The following is a 17,194-nucleotide window of genomic DNA, read 5'->3' on the forward strand; positions in this document are numbered from 1 at the left end:
TAGCCTGTGCTCTATTAACTCATACTATAATATGACGTGATATTTTTTAAGGTGCGATATGTAAAACTGCGTTTAAGGTTGGTAAAAATAGGACGTTAGCTGTGGCTCTCCTATCCTATTTCAATAAAAAAGGGAGTCTGTACACTAGGCTACTCCCTTTTTCTGATTATGAAACTATTCTATCTGGCTTAATCAAACCCAGCCTTTTTCACGAAATTTTTTTAGCACTTTGATAAATACTTCCATCTCCTCAGGCGTGCCAAGCGTTAAACGGTTGAAGCCTGTAACAGGTGGGAACTCGCGACCGACCTTGACGCCATGGTCGCGCATTCTATCGATATAAGCCTTTAAATCTCCTTTTATTTCATGAAAAATAAAGTTGGTCTGTGATGGTAAGTAACGCAAGCCAAGATCGTCTAATACTGTTTCAATCATCTGGCGCGACTGATTGGTATTGCGCAAACTTAGCGCTAAAAACTTGGCATCATTTAACGTCGCAATAGCAGCAACCGCACCTGACAAGTTGGTATTATCCATAGACATAAATGCTTCGACAGTCTCAATAGCTTGCGGATTAGAAATCGCGTAGCCCACTCGCATACCGGCTAAGGCACATAACTTTGAAAAAGTATGGATAACAATAAGGTTATCTGACAATCCTTGTTTCACCCACTCAATCCCACTCTCAAAGCTTGGGTCTGACACGTACTCCAAGTAAGCTTGATCCAACAAGAAGTAATGGTTATTTGGTGCATTACTTATCCAAGTTTTAAGCTTTGACGTTGATGTAATGATGCCAGTTGGGTTGTTTGGATTGCAAATATAAAGTAGGCTAATGCCATCAAAATCGTCAGCTGCTTTTTGTAGTTCATTAAAATCATAATCATAGTTTTCAGCGGTTAATGGTATCTTGACTACAGGCACACCAATGGAATTTGCATACATCTCTGCACAATCAAACGTTGGTACAGGAATCACCATTTGAAACTGCCTACCCTCTTTTAATGCTTTGTTTTGCAGCATTTGTAAGGTAGCTCGAATATTTTCAGTCGAGCCATTACCCAATGAGATTTGGTTTTCCGCCACACCGTGGATGGTGGCAATTTTGCTAATGAGTTGCGCACGGGGATTATCTGGATAACGAAAGCCCTCATCTAAAGATTCTATAATGGCTTGTTTGGCAGAATCTGCCATACCTAGTGAGTTTTCATTTGCATTTAATTCTAAGAATTTATTATTTTTCATGATAGATTATGTACCTCAACGTCCGTTGTTGTAAGATTATTACTTCTCATTGATATCATATTAAGTGGCATTTCATATAAACACAAGTTTTGTAAATACAAAATATTAGTTATAAATAACATCCTATAAAAGCGAAATCATTTTAGTCATAAGAAGACCATAAAAAAGGTGAGCTGCGCTATAGGCAACTCACCTTTTTGTTAAATATACGCTCACAAGTACACAATTAAACAGCATTATTGAGTAAAATCAACGTATTCCTATTAACGAAACCGCCTCATTAAAAGCCACACTATCAGATTAAATGCGCTTTCAACTCTAGCACTTTATCACGCGTTTTTGCAGCATCTTCAAACTTCAAGTCACGTGACATCTGCTTCATCAGCTTCTCAAGACGATTGATTTCTTTCGCCAATAAATCAGGACTTCGTAAAATGCTGATATCAACATCAGGCAGATTGCTCTTGATAGGAATCACTTGATTGTCATTGGCATTCTGGTCTTCGCCTGTATCGATTTTATCAGTAATACTGCGACGCGCCCCTTTTGGTGTGATGTTATGCTCAAGGTTAAATGCCACTTGTTTTTCACGGCGACGGTCGGTCTCGTCTATTGCTTTTTGCATACTGTTGGTAATGCGATCAGCATAAAGGATAGCCTTACCATTGATATGACGCGCCGCACGACCAATGGTCTGAATAAGCGCACGCTCAGAACGCAAAAAGCCTTCTTTATCGGCATCAAATATTGCGACCAATGACACTTCTGGCATATCTAAGCCTTCACGCAATAGGTTAATGCCGACCAATACATCATGCACGCCAGTCCGCAACTCATGAATGATTTGCATACGCTCAACGGTATCAATGTCCGAATGCAGATAAGCAACTTTGACGTCGTATTCTTTTAGATAACTGGTCAAATCCTCTGACATACGCTTAGTCAAGGTGGTAATCAGCACCCGCTCATCTTTTTCTCGGCGCTTAGTAATCTCTGATAACACATCATCAACCTGCGTCAATACAGGACGAATTTCAATCTCAGGATCAATCAGTCCAGTTGGACGAACGACTTGCTCAACGACTTGCTCACTATGCTCAAGCTCATACAATGCAGGCGTGGCACTCACATATATGGTCTTAGGCTTGATGCGCTCCCACTCTTCAAACTTCATCGGACGATTATTCATCGCACTTGGCAGACGAAAGCCATAATTAACCAAGTTTTCTTTACGCGATCTATCGCCTTTATACATTGCGCCAATTTGCGAAACAGTGACATGCGATTCATCGAGGAATAGCAATGCATCTTCTGGAATATAATCAAATAAGGTCGGCGGTGCTTCCCCTGACGGACGACCGGAGAGATGCTGCGAATAGTTTTCAATACCGTTGCAGTAGCCGAGCTGCTGAATCATCTCAAGGTCATATTGAGTACGCTCTTTGAGGCGTTGCGCTTCAACCAATTTATTATTTTCACGGAAATACTCCAGACGCGGCTCAAGCTCAGCACGAATGGTATGGCTGGCAGCTTCTAACTTATTACGCGGCGTCACATAGTGTGATTTTGGATAAATGGTAATACGCGGCACGCTACGTACCGTTTTACCTGTCAATGGATCAAACCAAGTGATTTTCTCCACTTCATTGTCAAACAAATGCACGCGTACCGCCAATTGCTCAGACTCGGCAGGATAAATATCGAGTAGCTCTCCACGCAAACGATACGTACCGCGTCCAAAGTCTAGCTCATTGCGGGTATATTGCATTTCGACCAAACGCTTAATAGTCGCGGTACGATCTATCTGATCACCAACAACCACATGTAATAGCATTTTTAAATAGCTTTCTGGATCACCCAAACCATAAATACACGATACCGATGCGACGATAATGGCATCACGACGCTCTAATAAAGCACGCGTGGCGGATAGACGCATCTGATCAATATGATCATTAATAGCGCTGTCTTTTTCGATAAAGGTATCACTGGCAGCGACATACGCTTCCGGCTGATAATAATCATAATAGCTGACAAAATATTCAACGGCGTTATTAGGGAAAAACGACTTAAATTCACCATATAACTGCGCAGCAAGCGTCTTGTTATGCGCCATGATAATGGTTGGACGTTGAGTCTCAGAGATGACCTTTGCCATGGTATACGTCTTACCCGAACCCGTTACACCCAGCAGTAACTGTTCATCCATACCAGAATTGATACCGTTGACCAACTTCTCGATTGCTTGGGGTTGATCCCCTGCTGGCTCAAAATCGGTGACCATCTCAAAAGCACGACTTGATATTTGCGTCCCAGACGCGTTGACACCACTAATTTCAGCTTCGCCCTGTAGCTGAGTGGCCAATTGATTTAACTGACGCGACGAGCGCGGTTCAGGCATTCGCATAATGGCTTTCTTCTTCTGAAGGTTTATAACAATGTGGGGTCTAAGCTAGGGTTTTTAAAGGTAATTAGGGGGTTTATCTTACCCTCTTCTCTTGAAACACCAGCACCTAGACATGACGTCACACACCCTATTTCTAACGAATAAATAATACCGTCGTTATAAAAAACGCACACAATATCCACTAAATTTACAAAGCTTTTCATGATTAACAAACTCATTACACGACCACCTAATAAAGCCTAACGCTTGAGGGTTCCAACATTCATTTAAGCTGCTATTATTTATAACGAATCAACAAGTAGTACATCAGCAAGATACCAATAACAACAAATGAATTTTCATTAAAATAATACACATAGTGGAGTAAAACATGAGAGAACGTTACGCAAGTGGAATATCAGACGAAACAGCCAAAAAAATGGTAGAGCTATTAAATGCAAATTTAGCAAACCTCATTGATTTAAGTATGGACAGCAAGCAATGTCATTGGAACCTGCAAGGTACTGGCTTTATCGGTGTCCATCAGTTATTAGATGACACTTACGAGCGCTTAACTGAAGCTTATGATACGGTCGCTGAGCGTATTGTTATCCTTGGCGGTAAAGCCAATGGTATCTCTAAACGCGTCGTTGAGGACTCTATTTTAGAGACTTACCCTACTGACATCACTGAAGTCGATCAGCATGTTCGTGAGCTTACCAATCGTTATAAAACCATTGCGGCATCATTGCGTGAAGCGATTAACACGGCTGGTGAAGCTGGTGATGAAGATACTGCCGACTTATTAACAGAAATAAGCCGTATCGTTGATAAAGACGCTTGGTTTATCGGTGCCAATGCGCCAAAAAAATAACAACTTTATACCTAAATTAGCTATACCCATGAAATAGTCTCTATCAGCAAAAAGGTCACTTTTATAGTGACCTTTTTTTATGGACTAACTTTAAGATTGGCGCTCAGAAACTGGTTTTAAAATAGCTAAATTATCAGTTATCAGTTATCAGTTATCAGTTAAAAAACACCTTGGATTATTTTCTGCATCTGCGGTAAAAGCTCACCAGTTGTGCTTCTGTATCACTAGTATCGTCAGGCAAAGATTGCTTTAAAAAGGCTGCTGTAATCTGTGGCTGTTTTGCGAGAATACTTTGACCCGTTTCCATATGATGAAAATTAATTTGAGCATCAACTTCCGCTTGCGTATAGTAAGTTTTTGCCGCCTTAATATAAGCTTGCGCCAACGTCTGCTTATCAGTGGCATCGCCTATACCATTGATCATTATCTTGGCATATTGACCCAGCACTATGAGCGAACCCTAATTAAACACCCCATGTTACTTTCTATGGCAGACCGAAGATTTAGTTTCACATTGCTTTCTCTTTATCATGCATCTTGATTATGACTATTGGGTACGCTCAAAGTTTCAGCATTGGGTACAGATAAAGTCAGGATAGCTTCTTGAAATAGAGGGTTGGCACGGAACTGACTTTCGATAGTTTCGAATTTTTGGGCAATCTCTTTTTCTTTTTGATTGCCAGCGATATCGACTGCTGCCACCATAAATATTTTTTTTGGTCCTACCCACTCCAAATGTAAATACGAAACACTATCGATATCTGGATGATTAAGTAACTCGCTCAACGCATAGTCATGTATTCTCTCTGATACTTTATAACCGACCAAAAAGTCACGATTACGGCTAATTAAAAATATAGCTACCGCACCCAATAATATTCCGACAACGATAGAACCTAACGCATCCCAAAACGGCTGTCCCGTATAAGCATGCATACCCATAGCAGTAGCAGCGACAACCAAGCCAATCACAGCCGCTAAATCCTCAAAGAATACACCACGTAAAGTAGGATTTGACGTATCGACCACATAGCCAATAGCGCTGACATTAATCGCTTCACCATGCTTTTTGCTTTGTAAGTAAGCTTGCCCTAATGAAAACCCTTCGAGCACAAACGCGACCGCCAATATAATAAAGCCGATGGTATAGTTGGTCTCACTTTCCGCAGCATTCCACTCAGTGATACCAGTATAAATGGAGACAATCGAACCTGCCATAAAGACACCAAAAGCAGCAATCATCGACCAGACATAAGCTTCTTTACCATAGCCGAGCGGATGACTCTCATCAGCAGGTTTGATCGCCTTTTTCTCGGCGACAATTAATAAGGTGCCGTTACCTGCATCTGCCCACGAATGCGCTGACTCTGCGATCATAGAAGCAGAACCTGTCATAAATGCTGCAACCGTTTTGGCAATCGCAATGATGAGGTTGGCACCAACGGCAATTAATACCGTTACCAATGAAGCGGAATGTTGCTTGTCTTTATTGGTTGCTGACTGAGAAGCACTGTCTAATCCAGAACGAGAATCACCATCAGCAGTGGCAGCGTTAATGAGCGTGCCAGTACCCCGAGCACGACTATTACGCGGCGCTGACTGATGAGAAATAGGATTATGTGACTCGGTTTCCGATGATTTTAAGCTCATAATGGTCTCGATATAGGCTTTTTGAACGCAGATATTTATATATTCAATCAGACAAATAGATCATATATTGAAAGCCTTTTAACTTACTACACATGGTCTACTTATCTTAACGATCATGAAGATTAGCCAGTTCCCCAACCATATTTGTTATATCGCAGCTTGGACGATGTGAGCTTTCCAGACGCAGGTTTTTACGCTCTAGAGCGGCATCAGCACGACACTGCTGCATAGGATTTTTGATCTCAAGTGGTGGCGCAGGTGTGGGTTTGCCATTATCATCGATAGCCACCATCGTAAAATAGCAGCTGTTGGTATGGCGTACGGTACGAGCGCGGACGTCTTCTGCTTCGACGCGAATGCCAATCTCCATCGAAGTATTCCCTACATAGTTGACACTTGCCGCAAAAGTTACCAGTTCGCCAACATATATAGGTTCACGAAACATCACTTGGTCGACAGACAGCGTCACCACATAATTACCACTATAGCGACTGGCGCAAGCATAAGCGACTTGGTCGAGCATCTTAAGCAAATCACCACCATGCACATTGCCAATAAAATTCGCCATATCAGGCGTCATGAGTATCGACATGTATAGCTCATGGTTTAACGGGGCTTTTTTGGCAGTCGAGCTAGTATTGTATTGCGGCATAAAAATCCTTGAATGGTTTAACACTTATTTATAATAGGTATCATTTATACAGCAGCTCACAAGAGAGCACAAACGGCCCTCTGTCATTGAATGGTCTAGGTTATGTAAAAATTAAGCTACTTAACTTTAACTCAGCCAATGAAAGCGATAAGCAAGCCAAGCGACAATGGCGCTCACTGAACCTGTCAAGATGCCGCCCCAAGCAAAATCGACCAGCGCTGTGTCCAGTGTAAAACCTTTGTACAACGCTAAACTGGTAAAGTCATAAGTACCATAAGCCATCAGCCCTATCAAGCCGCCAAGCAAGAAGATATGACCAATCGAAGCACCTGCTTTGATTTGTGGATATAAAATCAAGATACAGAGAGCCAGTAGATAAAACATATAGAACACGCCAGCAGCAATCATGTTTGGCTCATCGGCAAGCAGATGCCCGATACGTTGTTCATAAAATAAGCCAGTCATGGTCTTAAGCCAAACTGCGTCAATACCCAAAAATATAATCACAGCAGCCAGATATACAAATACATAACCCATAATCACATCCTTTTAATTAGCATTTTTTAATTCCAGCTTGTTTCCGTCGTCGCTTGTTAAGACACAGCTTGTTAAGACACCACTTATTAAAACACGATATTTTGTTTGGAGGCATCTTGGCTATCACTATTGGCATTACCACTCTCATCAGAATTCATAATATCGTGAATCAGGCGGCTGCTTTGCTCATCGGTGAGAGTATCATGAGAAGACAAATCGGAAAAATGCATCACATCAATATTATCTGGCTTCACTGCGGTCAACTGTACCACGCCGATAGTACGCTCTAAAAATCCACCTTCACAGTAGCAAAAGTAAAACTCCCACAAGCGAATAAAGGCATCATCATAACCAAGCCCTTTAATTTCTTCACGCTGCGCCATAAACGCGGCACGCCAATCACGCAAGGTATGGGCATAGTCGAAACCGTAATCATGTAATTGCTTGATGACCATGTCGGTTTGTTCAGTAAACTGATTGTTTAGCTCTTGATTAGAGAGCAAACAACCACCGGGGAAAATGTGCGTCTGGATAAAATCGACTGAATTAACATAATCTTGGTAGTTTTGATCATTAAAAGTAATCGCTTGCAGCACCATCAGCCCTGTGGGTTTGAGCAAGCTATTACATTTGGCAAAAAACGTCGGCAAGTACTCGTGTCCAACGGCTTCAATCATCTCGATGCTGACTAGCTTGTCGTACTGCCCCGTCAGCTCACGGTAATCTTGCTTCAGCAGTGTAATTTTATCAGACAGTCCTGCCGCTTTGACTCGGCGCTGTGCTTCATCGTACTGGGCGTCAGAGATGGTCGTCGTCGTTATGTGACAGCCATAATGTGTGGCGGCATAAATAGCAAAACCGCCCCATCCTGTGCCAATTTCTATCACATGATCATCAGGCGTCAATTGTAATCGCTGACAAATGAGCGCCAGTTTATGCTGCTGTGCTGCGCTCAGTGATACATCAGGCGTACGATATACTGCTGCTGAATACATCATCGTATCGTCCAAAAACCGCTGATACATATCATTGCCCAAGTCATAATGCGCTAAAATATTGGACTTGGCACCAGACTTATCATTACTACGTAGCCGATGTTTCGCCTTTTCAAAGGCCTTACTCACGCCTGCAAAGCGACTTTCTAATTTATTCAACACCGCCAAGTTACGCGCTGCCAACCGAATCAATCCTGTCAAATCGTTCGTATCCCACTCACCATTAATATAACTGTCCGCTAGCGCAATAGATCCGCCAAGCAACAGCTGCCGATAGACAGCAGGGTCGTGAATCATCAAGGTGACGTGTAGTGAATGGCGACCAACTGCCGAACTGCTCGCGACAGTATCGGACACTTTACCAAAGCTAACGGTATTAAGTGCTTGCGCGCTGAATGCTTCGACTATAGTCAGGCTACCAAACTGGATATGCGCTAATGCGCGAAAGATAAGTTTTCTTGCCAACTGATTCATCCCCGCACTAACGGGCTGAAAAACGGCGCTCTCATTAACGACCTTACTCATCTGTGTGGTCAATTTCCCTAATGTCGAAACGGGTGCTCGGTCGGTTGGTCGTGCTGACATCGTATATTCGTCCTTGTTTAAATGCTCTATGCTTGAGCGTTAAGCTGATAAATATCTTTAACTGTTCTTTAGCCCTTCAATAATCAAAGAATCTCTTTTGGATTCGGTGCTTTGTTCTGTTTGCTATCGGCTAGCTTTTCATCATAATGAATATAAGGCACTTTTTTAATCGCATAAAGCTTGAAAGCATGCCAATAAATACGGGTTACAGAAGTCAGATTCATTAACGGATTTTTTCGCAGACTATTTCGAATCGTTGTTGCGGTCATTGGAACGCCAGCCATTTTTATACCCGTTTTTAATACCTCACCGCGCTCATCGCTGATATCAATAGCAATACGAACTTGCAAGCAATTATCCGGCTGTTGCTTTACCCTAACCTGCCAACGATATAGCTGATCGATCGGATTAAAAGGTGATACATGAAAATTTTTATCATGACAAAATTCAGTATCCACGCCATTGAGTGCAAACCCATAATAATGACGCTTATCCCATGGTGTATTAGAGACTTCAGCTAATAAGTGGGAAGGCATCTGCTGCTCATCAAAACCTAAGTAAAAATTAACTGGGCTAAAATACATACCAGCATTACGGCAAACGAGCATACCAATAATATCGCCTGTTGGTGCACTACCCGCTTGCTCAATAAACGCTTGGCTTAAGCGATGATTAAGTGCTTGAATAGGATTTGTACGATAATTATCATGATTATCACTTATTGAGCAATTACTTAGGCTATTTGATTCTTGTAAAGGTTGTCCCTGTAAATAATCATCAGGACAAAACTGCTGCAAGGCTTTTTTCTTTGCTGAAAATAATGGCAATCCTTTGGTCAGTCGCCCTTTTGAAAACAGCCTTCTTACAATCTTATTTTTGCCACCAATACCTGTGCTTACTTCCGGCAGTTCCTGTCCTATAGCCAATGCGCTGATATTGATGCCCCAATAACGATATGGGTACGCAAATTTATGTACACTTGGCAGTAACCGACTGTGCCAAGTCGTCCCACGAAATAACTGATGGGGTAACAGCTTATTAGGCGTGTCGGTTTCAATAGACATAGCATTCTCTTCAATAGTGTTCGTTGATCTCACTCCCAAAATCACTGCACTTTACGGCGACCAAATAAACTGCGTTTTTTATGTTGGTTGGTATCACCAGCAACGGCACTCTGTAAGCGCTCAGCATACTCAACCAACTCCTGATTGGTAGCCGCCGTGACAACCTCACGCTTATTAAGTGCGCGCAATTTGGTATCCGCCTTTACCGGCAGGTCTTTATAACGAAACGGCGTATGTGCGCTATCAGCATCAGGTAAATGAGCTCGGTCAACCTCATCTTTTATATCAATATCAAGACCAAGCGCCTGACAGACACGTAGACCACTGCGCACGCCATCTTCATGAAAACCATTAAACCAATAGGCCCCGCAAAAATGCGTGTGCAAGCCGTTACTAGAGATACTTGACCATTTACTTTGCGCCTCTATCATCGCTAAATCAAACACTGGATGGCTATAATCGATGCGCTTAATGACTTGCTTGTCATCAACACTTTTATTAACAGTTGCTGGATTAAGCGTAACCAAGTAATTGTGCTTTTTGGTCAAGCGTTGTAGGATATTCATATGATAAGTCAGCACTGGTTTTGTTGATATTTGCGATTTTTCAGTATTGTTTTCAGCAGCTGATTGTCGCGCAGTTTTATTCGAGAGATTCTCATCTATCAGATAATTCCAGCTGGCCCATGCCAATGGCTTGTTCGGCAGCACACTGATATCGGTATGCAGTACAGCTGTATTTTTGGTAAAGCGGAAGTGACTCAAAACTTCAGTCTCATCGTTACTGGCATCTTTTAAAATTTTGAGCGCAGTATCTGCATGACAAGCAAAAACAACTTCATCGAATACAAGATTCTCGATAGTGTTATCAGCACTACCTTTATTTTGAACCGTCAATAATACCTGATCGCCATCACGAACCACAGACTGTACTGGGCTGTTTACTCTCACCTTACCGCCCGCTTTGATAAATCGCGGAATCAATTTATTAACGTATTGTTTTGAGCCACCTTTGATCGTAAACCATTGCGGACGATTGACCACATCGAGCAAACCATGATTGTCAAAGAACTGCGCAAAAAACACCAATGGGAAATCTTGCACTTCATCCAGACTGGTTGACCAAATAGCAGAAACCATCGGCAGTAGATAGTTATCGGTAAACAGCTGACCGTACTTCTGCTGTGTGAGATAGTCACCTAGGGTTTGCTCAGTAAAAATGCTGACATCTTGCCCTTGAGTACGTGCCATTTCGTAGTCTTGGCGTAGCTGCTTGATATGCTTATTGAACTGTAAAATATCTTTGATGAATCGCCAAAACTTTGGATTGAGGACATTCTTACGCTGCGACAATAACGTATTGAGTGTATGGCCATTATATTCAAAATGGCGCGCTGTATTCTTTACAGAAAAGCTCATGTCAGTCGATTGAAACGGCACTTGCAACTCATGAAGTAGACGAAAGAAATTGGGATAAGTACGCTCATTAAAGACGATAAACCCAGTATCTATAGCACTGCTCTCTACATTGCTACTCTTTGCTTTTTTGCCATCTTGTAGCGCGACATCGATGGTATTTACATGCCCACCGATATAATCATTAGCCTCGAATACCGTTACTTCATGTTGTGCCACCAGATAATGAGCACAGGTCAGGCCAGACACCCCCGAGCCGATAATGGCGATACGTTTTTGCGCTGACTGATAGTCTGAATTTTTTACTGTATTGTCGTTGGCTATTTTTTGGTTATTTGCACGCTTGAAACGGATAAACGGCATAAAAGCATTCCCTTCTATATTTTTGCTATTTTTATAATGGATGATATTTTTGTTGATAATGATAAATTACTTTTTATTGAGCTTTTCACTGACTTGTTGCCACACCAAATCTGGCAATGTACCAAGCGCCTTTAATGGTAAAGTGAGCTTTTTGGGAAATTCGATAACATCATGCCCACTCTCTATTCCATCGCGGATGGCTTGGCTTGCCTGCGCTGTTGTCTGGATAAACGGCATGGGGAAATCATTCTGTTTGGTCATTGGGGTTTCTACAAAACCAGGTATGACCAAGCTGACCGACACATCATACGGTGCAAGGCTAATTTGCAAGGTTTTCATTAGGTAATGGATGGCAGCCTTTGAGCTGCCATAAGCTTCGGCACGAGCAAACGGCACATAAGCAGAGGCTGAACCAATTCCCACCAAGCGACCTTTTGAGGCGATTAATTTTGGCAACACCCCTTCGATAGCATGCGACAATGTGCCCATATTTACCGACATGACTTTCATAAAGACACTACTATCGAAATCTGGCATATCTAGGTACTCACACATACCAGCGCCACAAATCGCCAAATCAACCTCTGCGATTTTCTCAAAAGCTTCGATGACCTTTTCTCGATCCATGAGATCTAAATTAACGGTTTCTGCTCCTAATGCTTTAAGCTCAGCCAATGCTTCATCGTCACGACCAACGGCATAGACATAATGACCTTCTAGTAGGTAGTCTTTGGCTAATTGATTGCCAATACCAGACGTCGCGCCAGTAATCAGTATATGTAATTTCTTAATAGAGCCAGTCATCGTAAACATCCTTTTATTTGTGCTGATAGTACAAAACACACCATGTATCTAAATCTTAAATACTTACCTGTTATCTTGTTTCAGCTGATAGCATTGACCTTATTTTATTAAGGTATCATCCATTTTTTTTATTAAATCTAAACAATCATAGCGCAAGGCTATAGGTTTATTGTTGTGGTTTCGCAATCAATACGTCTCTTAACTGACTGAACTTGCATGTTCTAGCGCACCGGAGAAATTGCTCATAAGTCCGTCATTTTATGTTACTAGCCTTATAAGACAGCCTAATTACGGCATGCTACAATACTAAAAATCAAAAGTATCTTTGAATTAAATGGCTGATTAATCAGCGTGTTTATAATGAAAATATCCATCCTGTTAGAAGCGATTATGTTTATTGACCGTTATTCATTTTCAAAAATGAACTTTCGTTGCGACAGTTTTTTAAACTGTCTGACATCGTGTCCTGATAACATATAAAACGTTATATAATTAATAATAGCGCTTCATCAATCCCACTCCACTATAAAAAGGATCTCTCATGAGCGAGTTGCAACTGTCTAACCGTGTTAATAACATTAAACCATCACCCACGCTAGCAATTACTAATAAAGCCAAAGAGCTAAAAGCAGCTGGTAAAGATATTATCGGTTTGGGCGCTGGTGAACCTGATTTTGATACCCCTGAACACATCAAAAAAGCAGCAATCGATGCTATTAATGACGGTTTTACCAAATACACCGCTGTCGATGGTACGCCAGAGCTCAAAAAAGCCATTATTGAAAAGTTCAAACGTGATAACGACATTAGCTATGAGCCAAATGAAATCCTAGTATCCGTCGGTGGTAAGCAATCATTCTTTAACCTTGCCCAAGCATTTATCAATCCTGGCGACGAAGTCATCATCCCAGCACCTTACTGGGTCAGCTATCCTGACATGGTCATCATTGCCGAAGGCGTGCCAGTCATCGTTAAATGTCCAGCCGAGCAAGACTTCAAAATCACCCCTGAGCAGCTAGAAGATGCCATCACTGACAAAACCAAAATGTTGGTATTGAACAGCCCTTCTAACCCAACAGGTATGATTTACACGTTGGACGAGCTAAAAGCCATCGCTGAAGTGCTGAAAAAGCACCCACAAGTCTATGTTGTTTCAGATGACATGTATGAGCACATCCGCTGGACGGGTGATAAGTTCTACAATATTTTGAATGCAGCACCTGAGCTAAAAGAGCGGGCGATTATTTTAAATGGCGTGTCAAAAGCCTATGCGATGACTGGTTGGCGTATTGGTTACGCCGGTGGCCCTGCCGAACTGATTGGGGCGATGAAAAAGGTACAGTCACAATCTACCTCATGCCCAACTTCTATCAGCCAAGTGGCTGCAGAAGCAGCGATCAGTGGTGATCAAAGCGTACTAGAGCCGATGGTAGCCGCCTTTGAGAAGCGCTGTGACCTAGTTGTTGATGGTTTGAACGCGATCAAAGGGATTACTTGCCTGCGTCCTGATGGCGCATTCTATGTGTATCCAAATATCGTACCACTCATCAAAGCCGCAGGCCTATCATCATGTACTGAGTTTTCAGAATGGTTATTAGAGAAAGTTGGCGTTGCAGTGGTGCCTGGTGACGCCTTCGGTCTCGGTGGCTATATGCGTATCTCTTACGCGACTGATGAAGCGACGCTAAAAGATGCCTTATCACGTATCGAAAAAGCGGTAGCTGATTTAGACGTTGCTGAATAAAGACTAAACAGCCACTGTCTTAAAATTACTACGCTTAGACATGTGCTTAAAAATGTGCTTATAAACGAAGACGCCACCTATCCTCTATGTGGCGTTTTTTTATTCATCTCGCAATTGCTAGATTTTTTGGCAAAAAACCTCGAAAAACACCTTATAACCTTATTAAAATAATAATCTTTGATAATTATGCAAAAAAGGCTTGACGTATTTTTTATTTTTGCTAGAATACGCCCCACTTAGCAAGAACTCGTTAGAGACTTCTAAGGCTCGTTGTAAGGTTTTAAACACTTGCAGCTTATTCTCCAATAGCTCAGTTGGTAGAGCAACGGACTGTTAATCCGTGTGTCCCTGGTTCGAGCCCAGGTTGGAGAGCCACATTTTAGTTGTAAATTTCTTGAATTATCTTTAATTCAATTATGGCATTTGCCAAAACCCTCATCTCTTTGATGAGGGTTTTTTTATGGCTGCTATTTTTATTGGCATGAAGAAACTTATATAAAACCCAGTAGAAAAATAAGTAGCCAACGATATAACAATCATTACCTTGCTGTCCTAACGGTTTTTATTTCAGCACAACGTATGCAGCTGAAATAAAAACTGTTAAAAAAGTTAGCATTTAAAGTAAGGAAAATAATTAAGGTAGGAAAATTGAGATATGAGCTTGCTCTTTGTTTTCTTGAATCACATTATCGTATGCTGACAGCTGCTCATTCGAGAAACTATTGGTAAACTGCCACATGGTGGCAAATATTGCGGTCAACAACACTGCCATGACTGTGAGTATGACCCATAGTGGCGTTTCGCTCGTGAGCGTGTGTTTGATTTGGTCAGGTATCGCCCAAAATGGCGAAAACTCGTTCTTATTACCCCGTAGATGCTCAATCTCATCACCTAAGCGGGAGATAAGATAACGAATTTTCTCGGGCGCTTCTAAACGATATTTCCCTTGAAAGCCAAGCAGCATCGCATAGTGATAAACCTCCAAAGCGGGTAGACGCCTTTCTCCTTGCTCGCGTAGACCATCTAAGCGCTCAAAGAACTCATTCCCAGCAATTTGTGAGCCAAATAAATCCAGCTGCAAAGGATTTAGCTCCCAAGCATCTTTCAGAGTTTGAAACTCTAGCTCCTGCGAGGTCATGATGGTCTCATCAATCAGTGCACAGTAAGCGTATTTCGCCTCATGAACATCCTCTGACAAAAAACCTCTTTTGCGGGCATTACTCTCGAACTTGTCTAAAAAATCATATATTTTTTGACGAAATTGTCGCGGCTCAGTGCTGAAATAATGATTACGCAATAAAAACACCAAGTAAAATCCGTCATACATGATGTCTACCAGCGACTGACTGCTGATACGTTTATCCAAACCAGTTGCTGAGACCTTTGAAGCCACCTCGCCTGAATCTAACAACGAAGGTGCAGAACCCATTGAATTATTCTCTGACATGATTGTTCCTAATGCTTGTTATTTCAAATACTATTTAGTTCATATTCATCTTGCAACCTTAGCACCTATAGAGACTCAAAGAACTACTGTACGATAGCCATTAGCTCTATTTTTAAATCATCAAAGCCATTTGGCACATAAATACAAATAGATTCAGATTTGAGCATTTCGTCATATAGCTCGCCTACCGGTTCAATGGTGAAGTAGCTAAAGCCTGGTCTCACTGGTATCGCACTGGGTACTTGACTGACATGCGAAATAGGAGAGCCTGGCAGCGCTGATAAGACACGTTTCTCTACTGAGTCAGGCGTCGCAATCTTAAATCGGCGTGGTACGATGTCGATAAGCTCGTGCATCGGTAATGATGAGCTAACAGACAAATACAGCTGTGAGCCACGTGTGATCTTGTCACTACTCAGCTCGCCTATATAATAAGATGGCTTATTTTGACGTAACGGAATCGAGATAAAGTTACTGGCAATGACGGTATTAAGTAGCTCACGAATGATCAAAATGATACTGACAAACGACTCATGAGCATTATCGTGATGATAAGAAGGTAAGTCGTCCACCTTATATAATGAGCTAAAAGTAGCCAATTGGCTGGCGACATTTAATAGTGCTTCATAAAGGCGTTCTGGATGTAGTTTGGCATTATTGTATAAATGACTGAGCTGAGAATATGCGGTATTTAGCGTATGCAATAGCCAAAAAGAGGCAATATCTGAGGAGCGAAATTCCAGTAAGTCATTGTTAGATTGCCGATGATGGTCATACAATGACGTAGATTTGGTATTAATCATCGTCATCAAACGATATACATGACCAATAAGTGCAGGGTTACTCGTAATATGCACACTCGGGACGATATAATCATCATCGACTTGATAGATACCTTGGGTGGTACGCACGAGCTTAGCGACCAATAAAGACATGGTATCTTGACTAGGCGTTTGCGCAGAATGACTTAACTGCAAACTCGGCGACAGTTTAATCACGTCAATGACTGCTTCAGCGGCTTGGCTATATAGATCTTGTGTCTCAATAGCGCCCCTTACATAGCGTGCTGGGTTGTCACTACGATCCGTCTGTATATTGCTGCCGCCACTATGGACAATCTCTAAACTCAAAAATACGAAAACCTCATCGCCATTGTCTTGGGTATCTAAGGTAATGGATTTTGGTAAAGTGTCGGTACGAGGCGCTTGATATATTGTGCCATCGGGCAATACCGCATAAATACTTTGAAAGCTTAGTAAATTGCTTTCCAAAAGTTGCGTATCAATCTGAACTTCAGATATCCCATAAGCATAAGGATTCACCAGCATCATACTCAATGCTCGCTGCGAGTCATGATAAGTGTCTTGAATCTGAAAATGTTGGGGTCGCAAAAACAACCCCTCTCCCCATAATACCCTGTTTTTACTCAAGAC

14 protein-coding genes and 1 tRNA gene are annotated in these 17,194 nt (G+C 41.8%); 3 read left to right on the forward strand and 12 right to left on the reverse strand.

What is annotated here, in order from left to right; all coding sequences use genetic code 11:
* Positions 1 to 192 precede the first annotated feature (192 nt).
* Both JMX93_RS06700 and uvrB read right to left on the reverse strand, forming a co-directional pair.
* On the reverse strand, positions 193 to 1,245 hold the full coding sequence (locus tag JMX93_RS06700) for a pyridoxal phosphate-dependent aminotransferase (protein ID WP_499204256.1): 1,053 nt from the start codon (positions 1,243 to 1,245) through the stop codon (positions 193 to 195).
* A 295-nt stretch (positions 1,246 to 1,540) separates the two neighbouring features.
* Positions 1,541 to 3,652, reverse strand: a complete 2,112-nt coding sequence (gene uvrB, locus JMX93_RS06705) for an excinuclease ABC subunit UvrB (protein WP_499204257.1) — start codon at positions 3,650 to 3,652, stop codon at positions 1,541 to 1,543.
* Positions 3,653 to 4,022: 370 nt separating this feature from the next.
* Between uvrB and dps the strand changes: the two genes are divergently transcribed.
* Entirely contained in the window at positions 4,023 to 4,505 is a 483-nt protein-coding gene (gene dps / locus JMX93_RS06710; RefSeq protein WP_193010991.1) for a DNA starvation/stationary phase protection protein Dps, read from the forward strand.
* Between the two features lie 175 nt (positions 4,506 to 4,680).
* Here dps and JMX93_RS06715 read toward each other — a convergent pair whose 3' ends face one another.
* The 8 genes from JMX93_RS06715 to JMX93_RS06750 form a co-directional block, all read right to left on the reverse strand.
* Positions 4,681 to 4,929 (reverse strand): DUF2059 domain-containing protein, encoded by a 249-nt coding sequence (locus tag JMX93_RS06715; RefSeq protein ID WP_499204258.1) that lies wholly within the window; start codon positions 4,927 to 4,929, stop codon positions 4,681 to 4,683.
* A 104-nt stretch (positions 4,930 to 5,033) separates the two neighbouring features.
* Positions 5,034 to 6,155 (reverse strand): cation diffusion facilitator family transporter, encoded by a 1,122-nt coding sequence (locus JMX93_RS06720; RefSeq protein WP_499204259.1) that lies wholly within the window; start codon positions 6,153 to 6,155, stop codon positions 5,034 to 5,036.
* A gap of 106 nt (positions 6,156 to 6,261) precedes the next feature.
* A complete protein-coding gene (locus tag JMX93_RS06725; RefSeq protein WP_193010989.1) occupies positions 6,262 to 6,807 on the reverse strand; it encodes an acyl-CoA thioesterase in 546 nt (181 codons plus the stop codon).
* A 126-nt stretch (positions 6,808 to 6,933) separates the two neighbouring features.
* Entirely contained in the window at positions 6,934 to 7,344 is a 411-nt protein-coding gene (locus JMX93_RS06730) for a DUF2177 family protein (protein WP_496191332.1), read from the reverse strand.
* Positions 7,345 to 7,430: 86 nt separating this feature from the next.
* A complete protein-coding gene (locus tag JMX93_RS06735; RefSeq protein ID WP_499204260.1) occupies positions 7,431 to 8,924 on the reverse strand; it encodes a class I SAM-dependent methyltransferase in 1,494 nt (497 codons plus the stop codon).
* A gap of 83 nt (positions 8,925 to 9,007) precedes the next feature.
* Positions 9,008 to 9,988 carry a DUF1365 domain-containing protein gene (locus tag JMX93_RS06740; protein WP_443558639.1) on the reverse strand — a complete coding sequence of 327 codons (981 nt, stop codon included), beginning with the start codon at positions 9,986 to 9,988 and terminating at the stop codon, positions 9,008 to 9,010.
* Between the two features lie 41 nt (positions 9,989 to 10,029).
* Entirely contained in the window at positions 10,030 to 11,766 is a 1,737-nt protein-coding gene (locus JMX93_RS06745) for an NAD(P)/FAD-dependent oxidoreductase (RefSeq protein ID WP_443558638.1), read from the reverse strand.
* 66 nt (positions 11,767 to 11,832) lie between these two features.
* A complete protein-coding gene (locus JMX93_RS06750; protein ID WP_443558636.1) occupies positions 11,833 to 12,570 on the reverse strand; it encodes an SDR family NAD(P)-dependent oxidoreductase in 738 nt (245 codons plus the stop codon).
* A 541-nt stretch (positions 12,571 to 13,111) separates the two neighbouring features.
* Here JMX93_RS06750 and JMX93_RS06755 point away from each other — a divergent pair.
* Entirely contained in the window at positions 13,112 to 14,314 is a 1,203-nt protein-coding gene (locus JMX93_RS06755) for a pyridoxal phosphate-dependent aminotransferase (RefSeq protein WP_443558635.1), read from the forward strand.
* Positions 14,315 to 14,613: 299 nt separating this feature from the next.
* Positions 14,614 to 14,689 (forward strand) — tRNA-Asn (locus tag JMX93_RS06760).
* Positions 14,690 to 14,948: 259 nt separating this feature from the next.
* On the opposite strand, the gene icmH is transcribed toward JMX93_RS06760, so the two are convergent.
* On the reverse strand, positions 14,949 to 15,761 hold the full coding sequence (gene icmH, locus JMX93_RS06765; RefSeq protein WP_443558633.1) for a type IVB secretion system protein IcmH/DotU: 813 nt from the start codon (positions 15,759 to 15,761) through the stop codon (positions 14,949 to 14,951).
* Positions 15,762 to 15,844: 83 nt separating this feature from the next.
* A complete protein-coding gene (gene tssK / locus JMX93_RS06770; RefSeq protein WP_499204261.1) occupies positions 15,845 to 17,191 on the reverse strand; it encodes a type VI secretion system baseplate subunit TssK in 1,347 nt (448 codons plus the stop codon).
* Between the last annotated feature and the right edge of the window lie 3 nt (positions 17,192 to 17,194).

The organism is Psychrobacter muriicola 2pS, assembly GCF_904846535.1.
Classification (GTDB): Bacteria; Pseudomonadota; Gammaproteobacteria; order Pseudomonadales; family Moraxellaceae; genus Psychrobacter; species Psychrobacter aquimaris.

Coding starts and splice junctions, on each gene's coding strand:
- JMX93_RS06755 (WP_443558635.1), top strand. CDS start 13,112: ATGAGCGAGTTGCAACTGTCTAACCGTGTTAATAACATTAAACCATCA.
- JMX93_RS06725 (WP_193010989.1), bottom strand. CDS start 6,807: ATGCCGCAATACAATACTAGCTCGACTGCCAAAAAAGCCCCGTTAAAC.
- JMX93_RS06700 (WP_499204256.1), bottom strand. CDS start 1,245: ATGAAAAATAATAAATTCTTAGAATTAAATGCAAATGAAAACTCACTA.
- JMX93_RS06750 (WP_443558636.1), bottom strand. CDS start 12,570: ATGACTGGCTCTATTAAGAAATTACATATACTGATTACTGGCGCGACG.
- JMX93_RS06730 (WP_496191332.1), bottom strand. CDS start 7,344: ATGGGTTATGTATTTGTATATCTGGCTGCTGTGATTATATTTTTGGGT.
- uvrB (WP_499204257.1), bottom strand. CDS start 3,652: ATGCGAATGCCTGAACCGCGCTCGTCGCGTCAGTTAAATCAATTGGCC.
- JMX93_RS06735 (WP_499204260.1), bottom strand. CDS start 8,924: ATGTCAGCACGACCAACCGACCGAGCACCCGTTTCGACATTAGGGAAA.
- JMX93_RS06740 (WP_443558639.1), bottom strand. CDS start 9,988: ATGTCTATTGAAACCGACACGCCTAATAAGCTGTTACCCCATCAGTTA.
- JMX93_RS06715 (WP_499204258.1), bottom strand. CDS start 4,929: ATGATCAATGGTATAGGCGATGCCACTGATAAGCAGACGTTGGCGCAA.
- icmH (WP_443558633.1), bottom strand. CDS start 15,761: ATGTCAGAGAATAATTCAATGGGTTCTGCACCTTCGTTGTTAGATTCA.
- JMX93_RS06745 (WP_443558638.1), bottom strand. CDS start 11,766: ATGCCGTTTATCCGTTTCAAGCGTGCAAATAACCAAAAAATAGCCAAC.
- dps (WP_193010991.1), top strand. CDS start 4,023: ATGAGAGAACGTTACGCAAGTGGAATATCAGACGAAACAGCCAAAAAA.
- JMX93_RS06720 (WP_499204259.1), bottom strand. CDS start 6,155: ATGAGCTTAAAATCATCGGAAACCGAGTCACATAATCCTATTTCTCAT.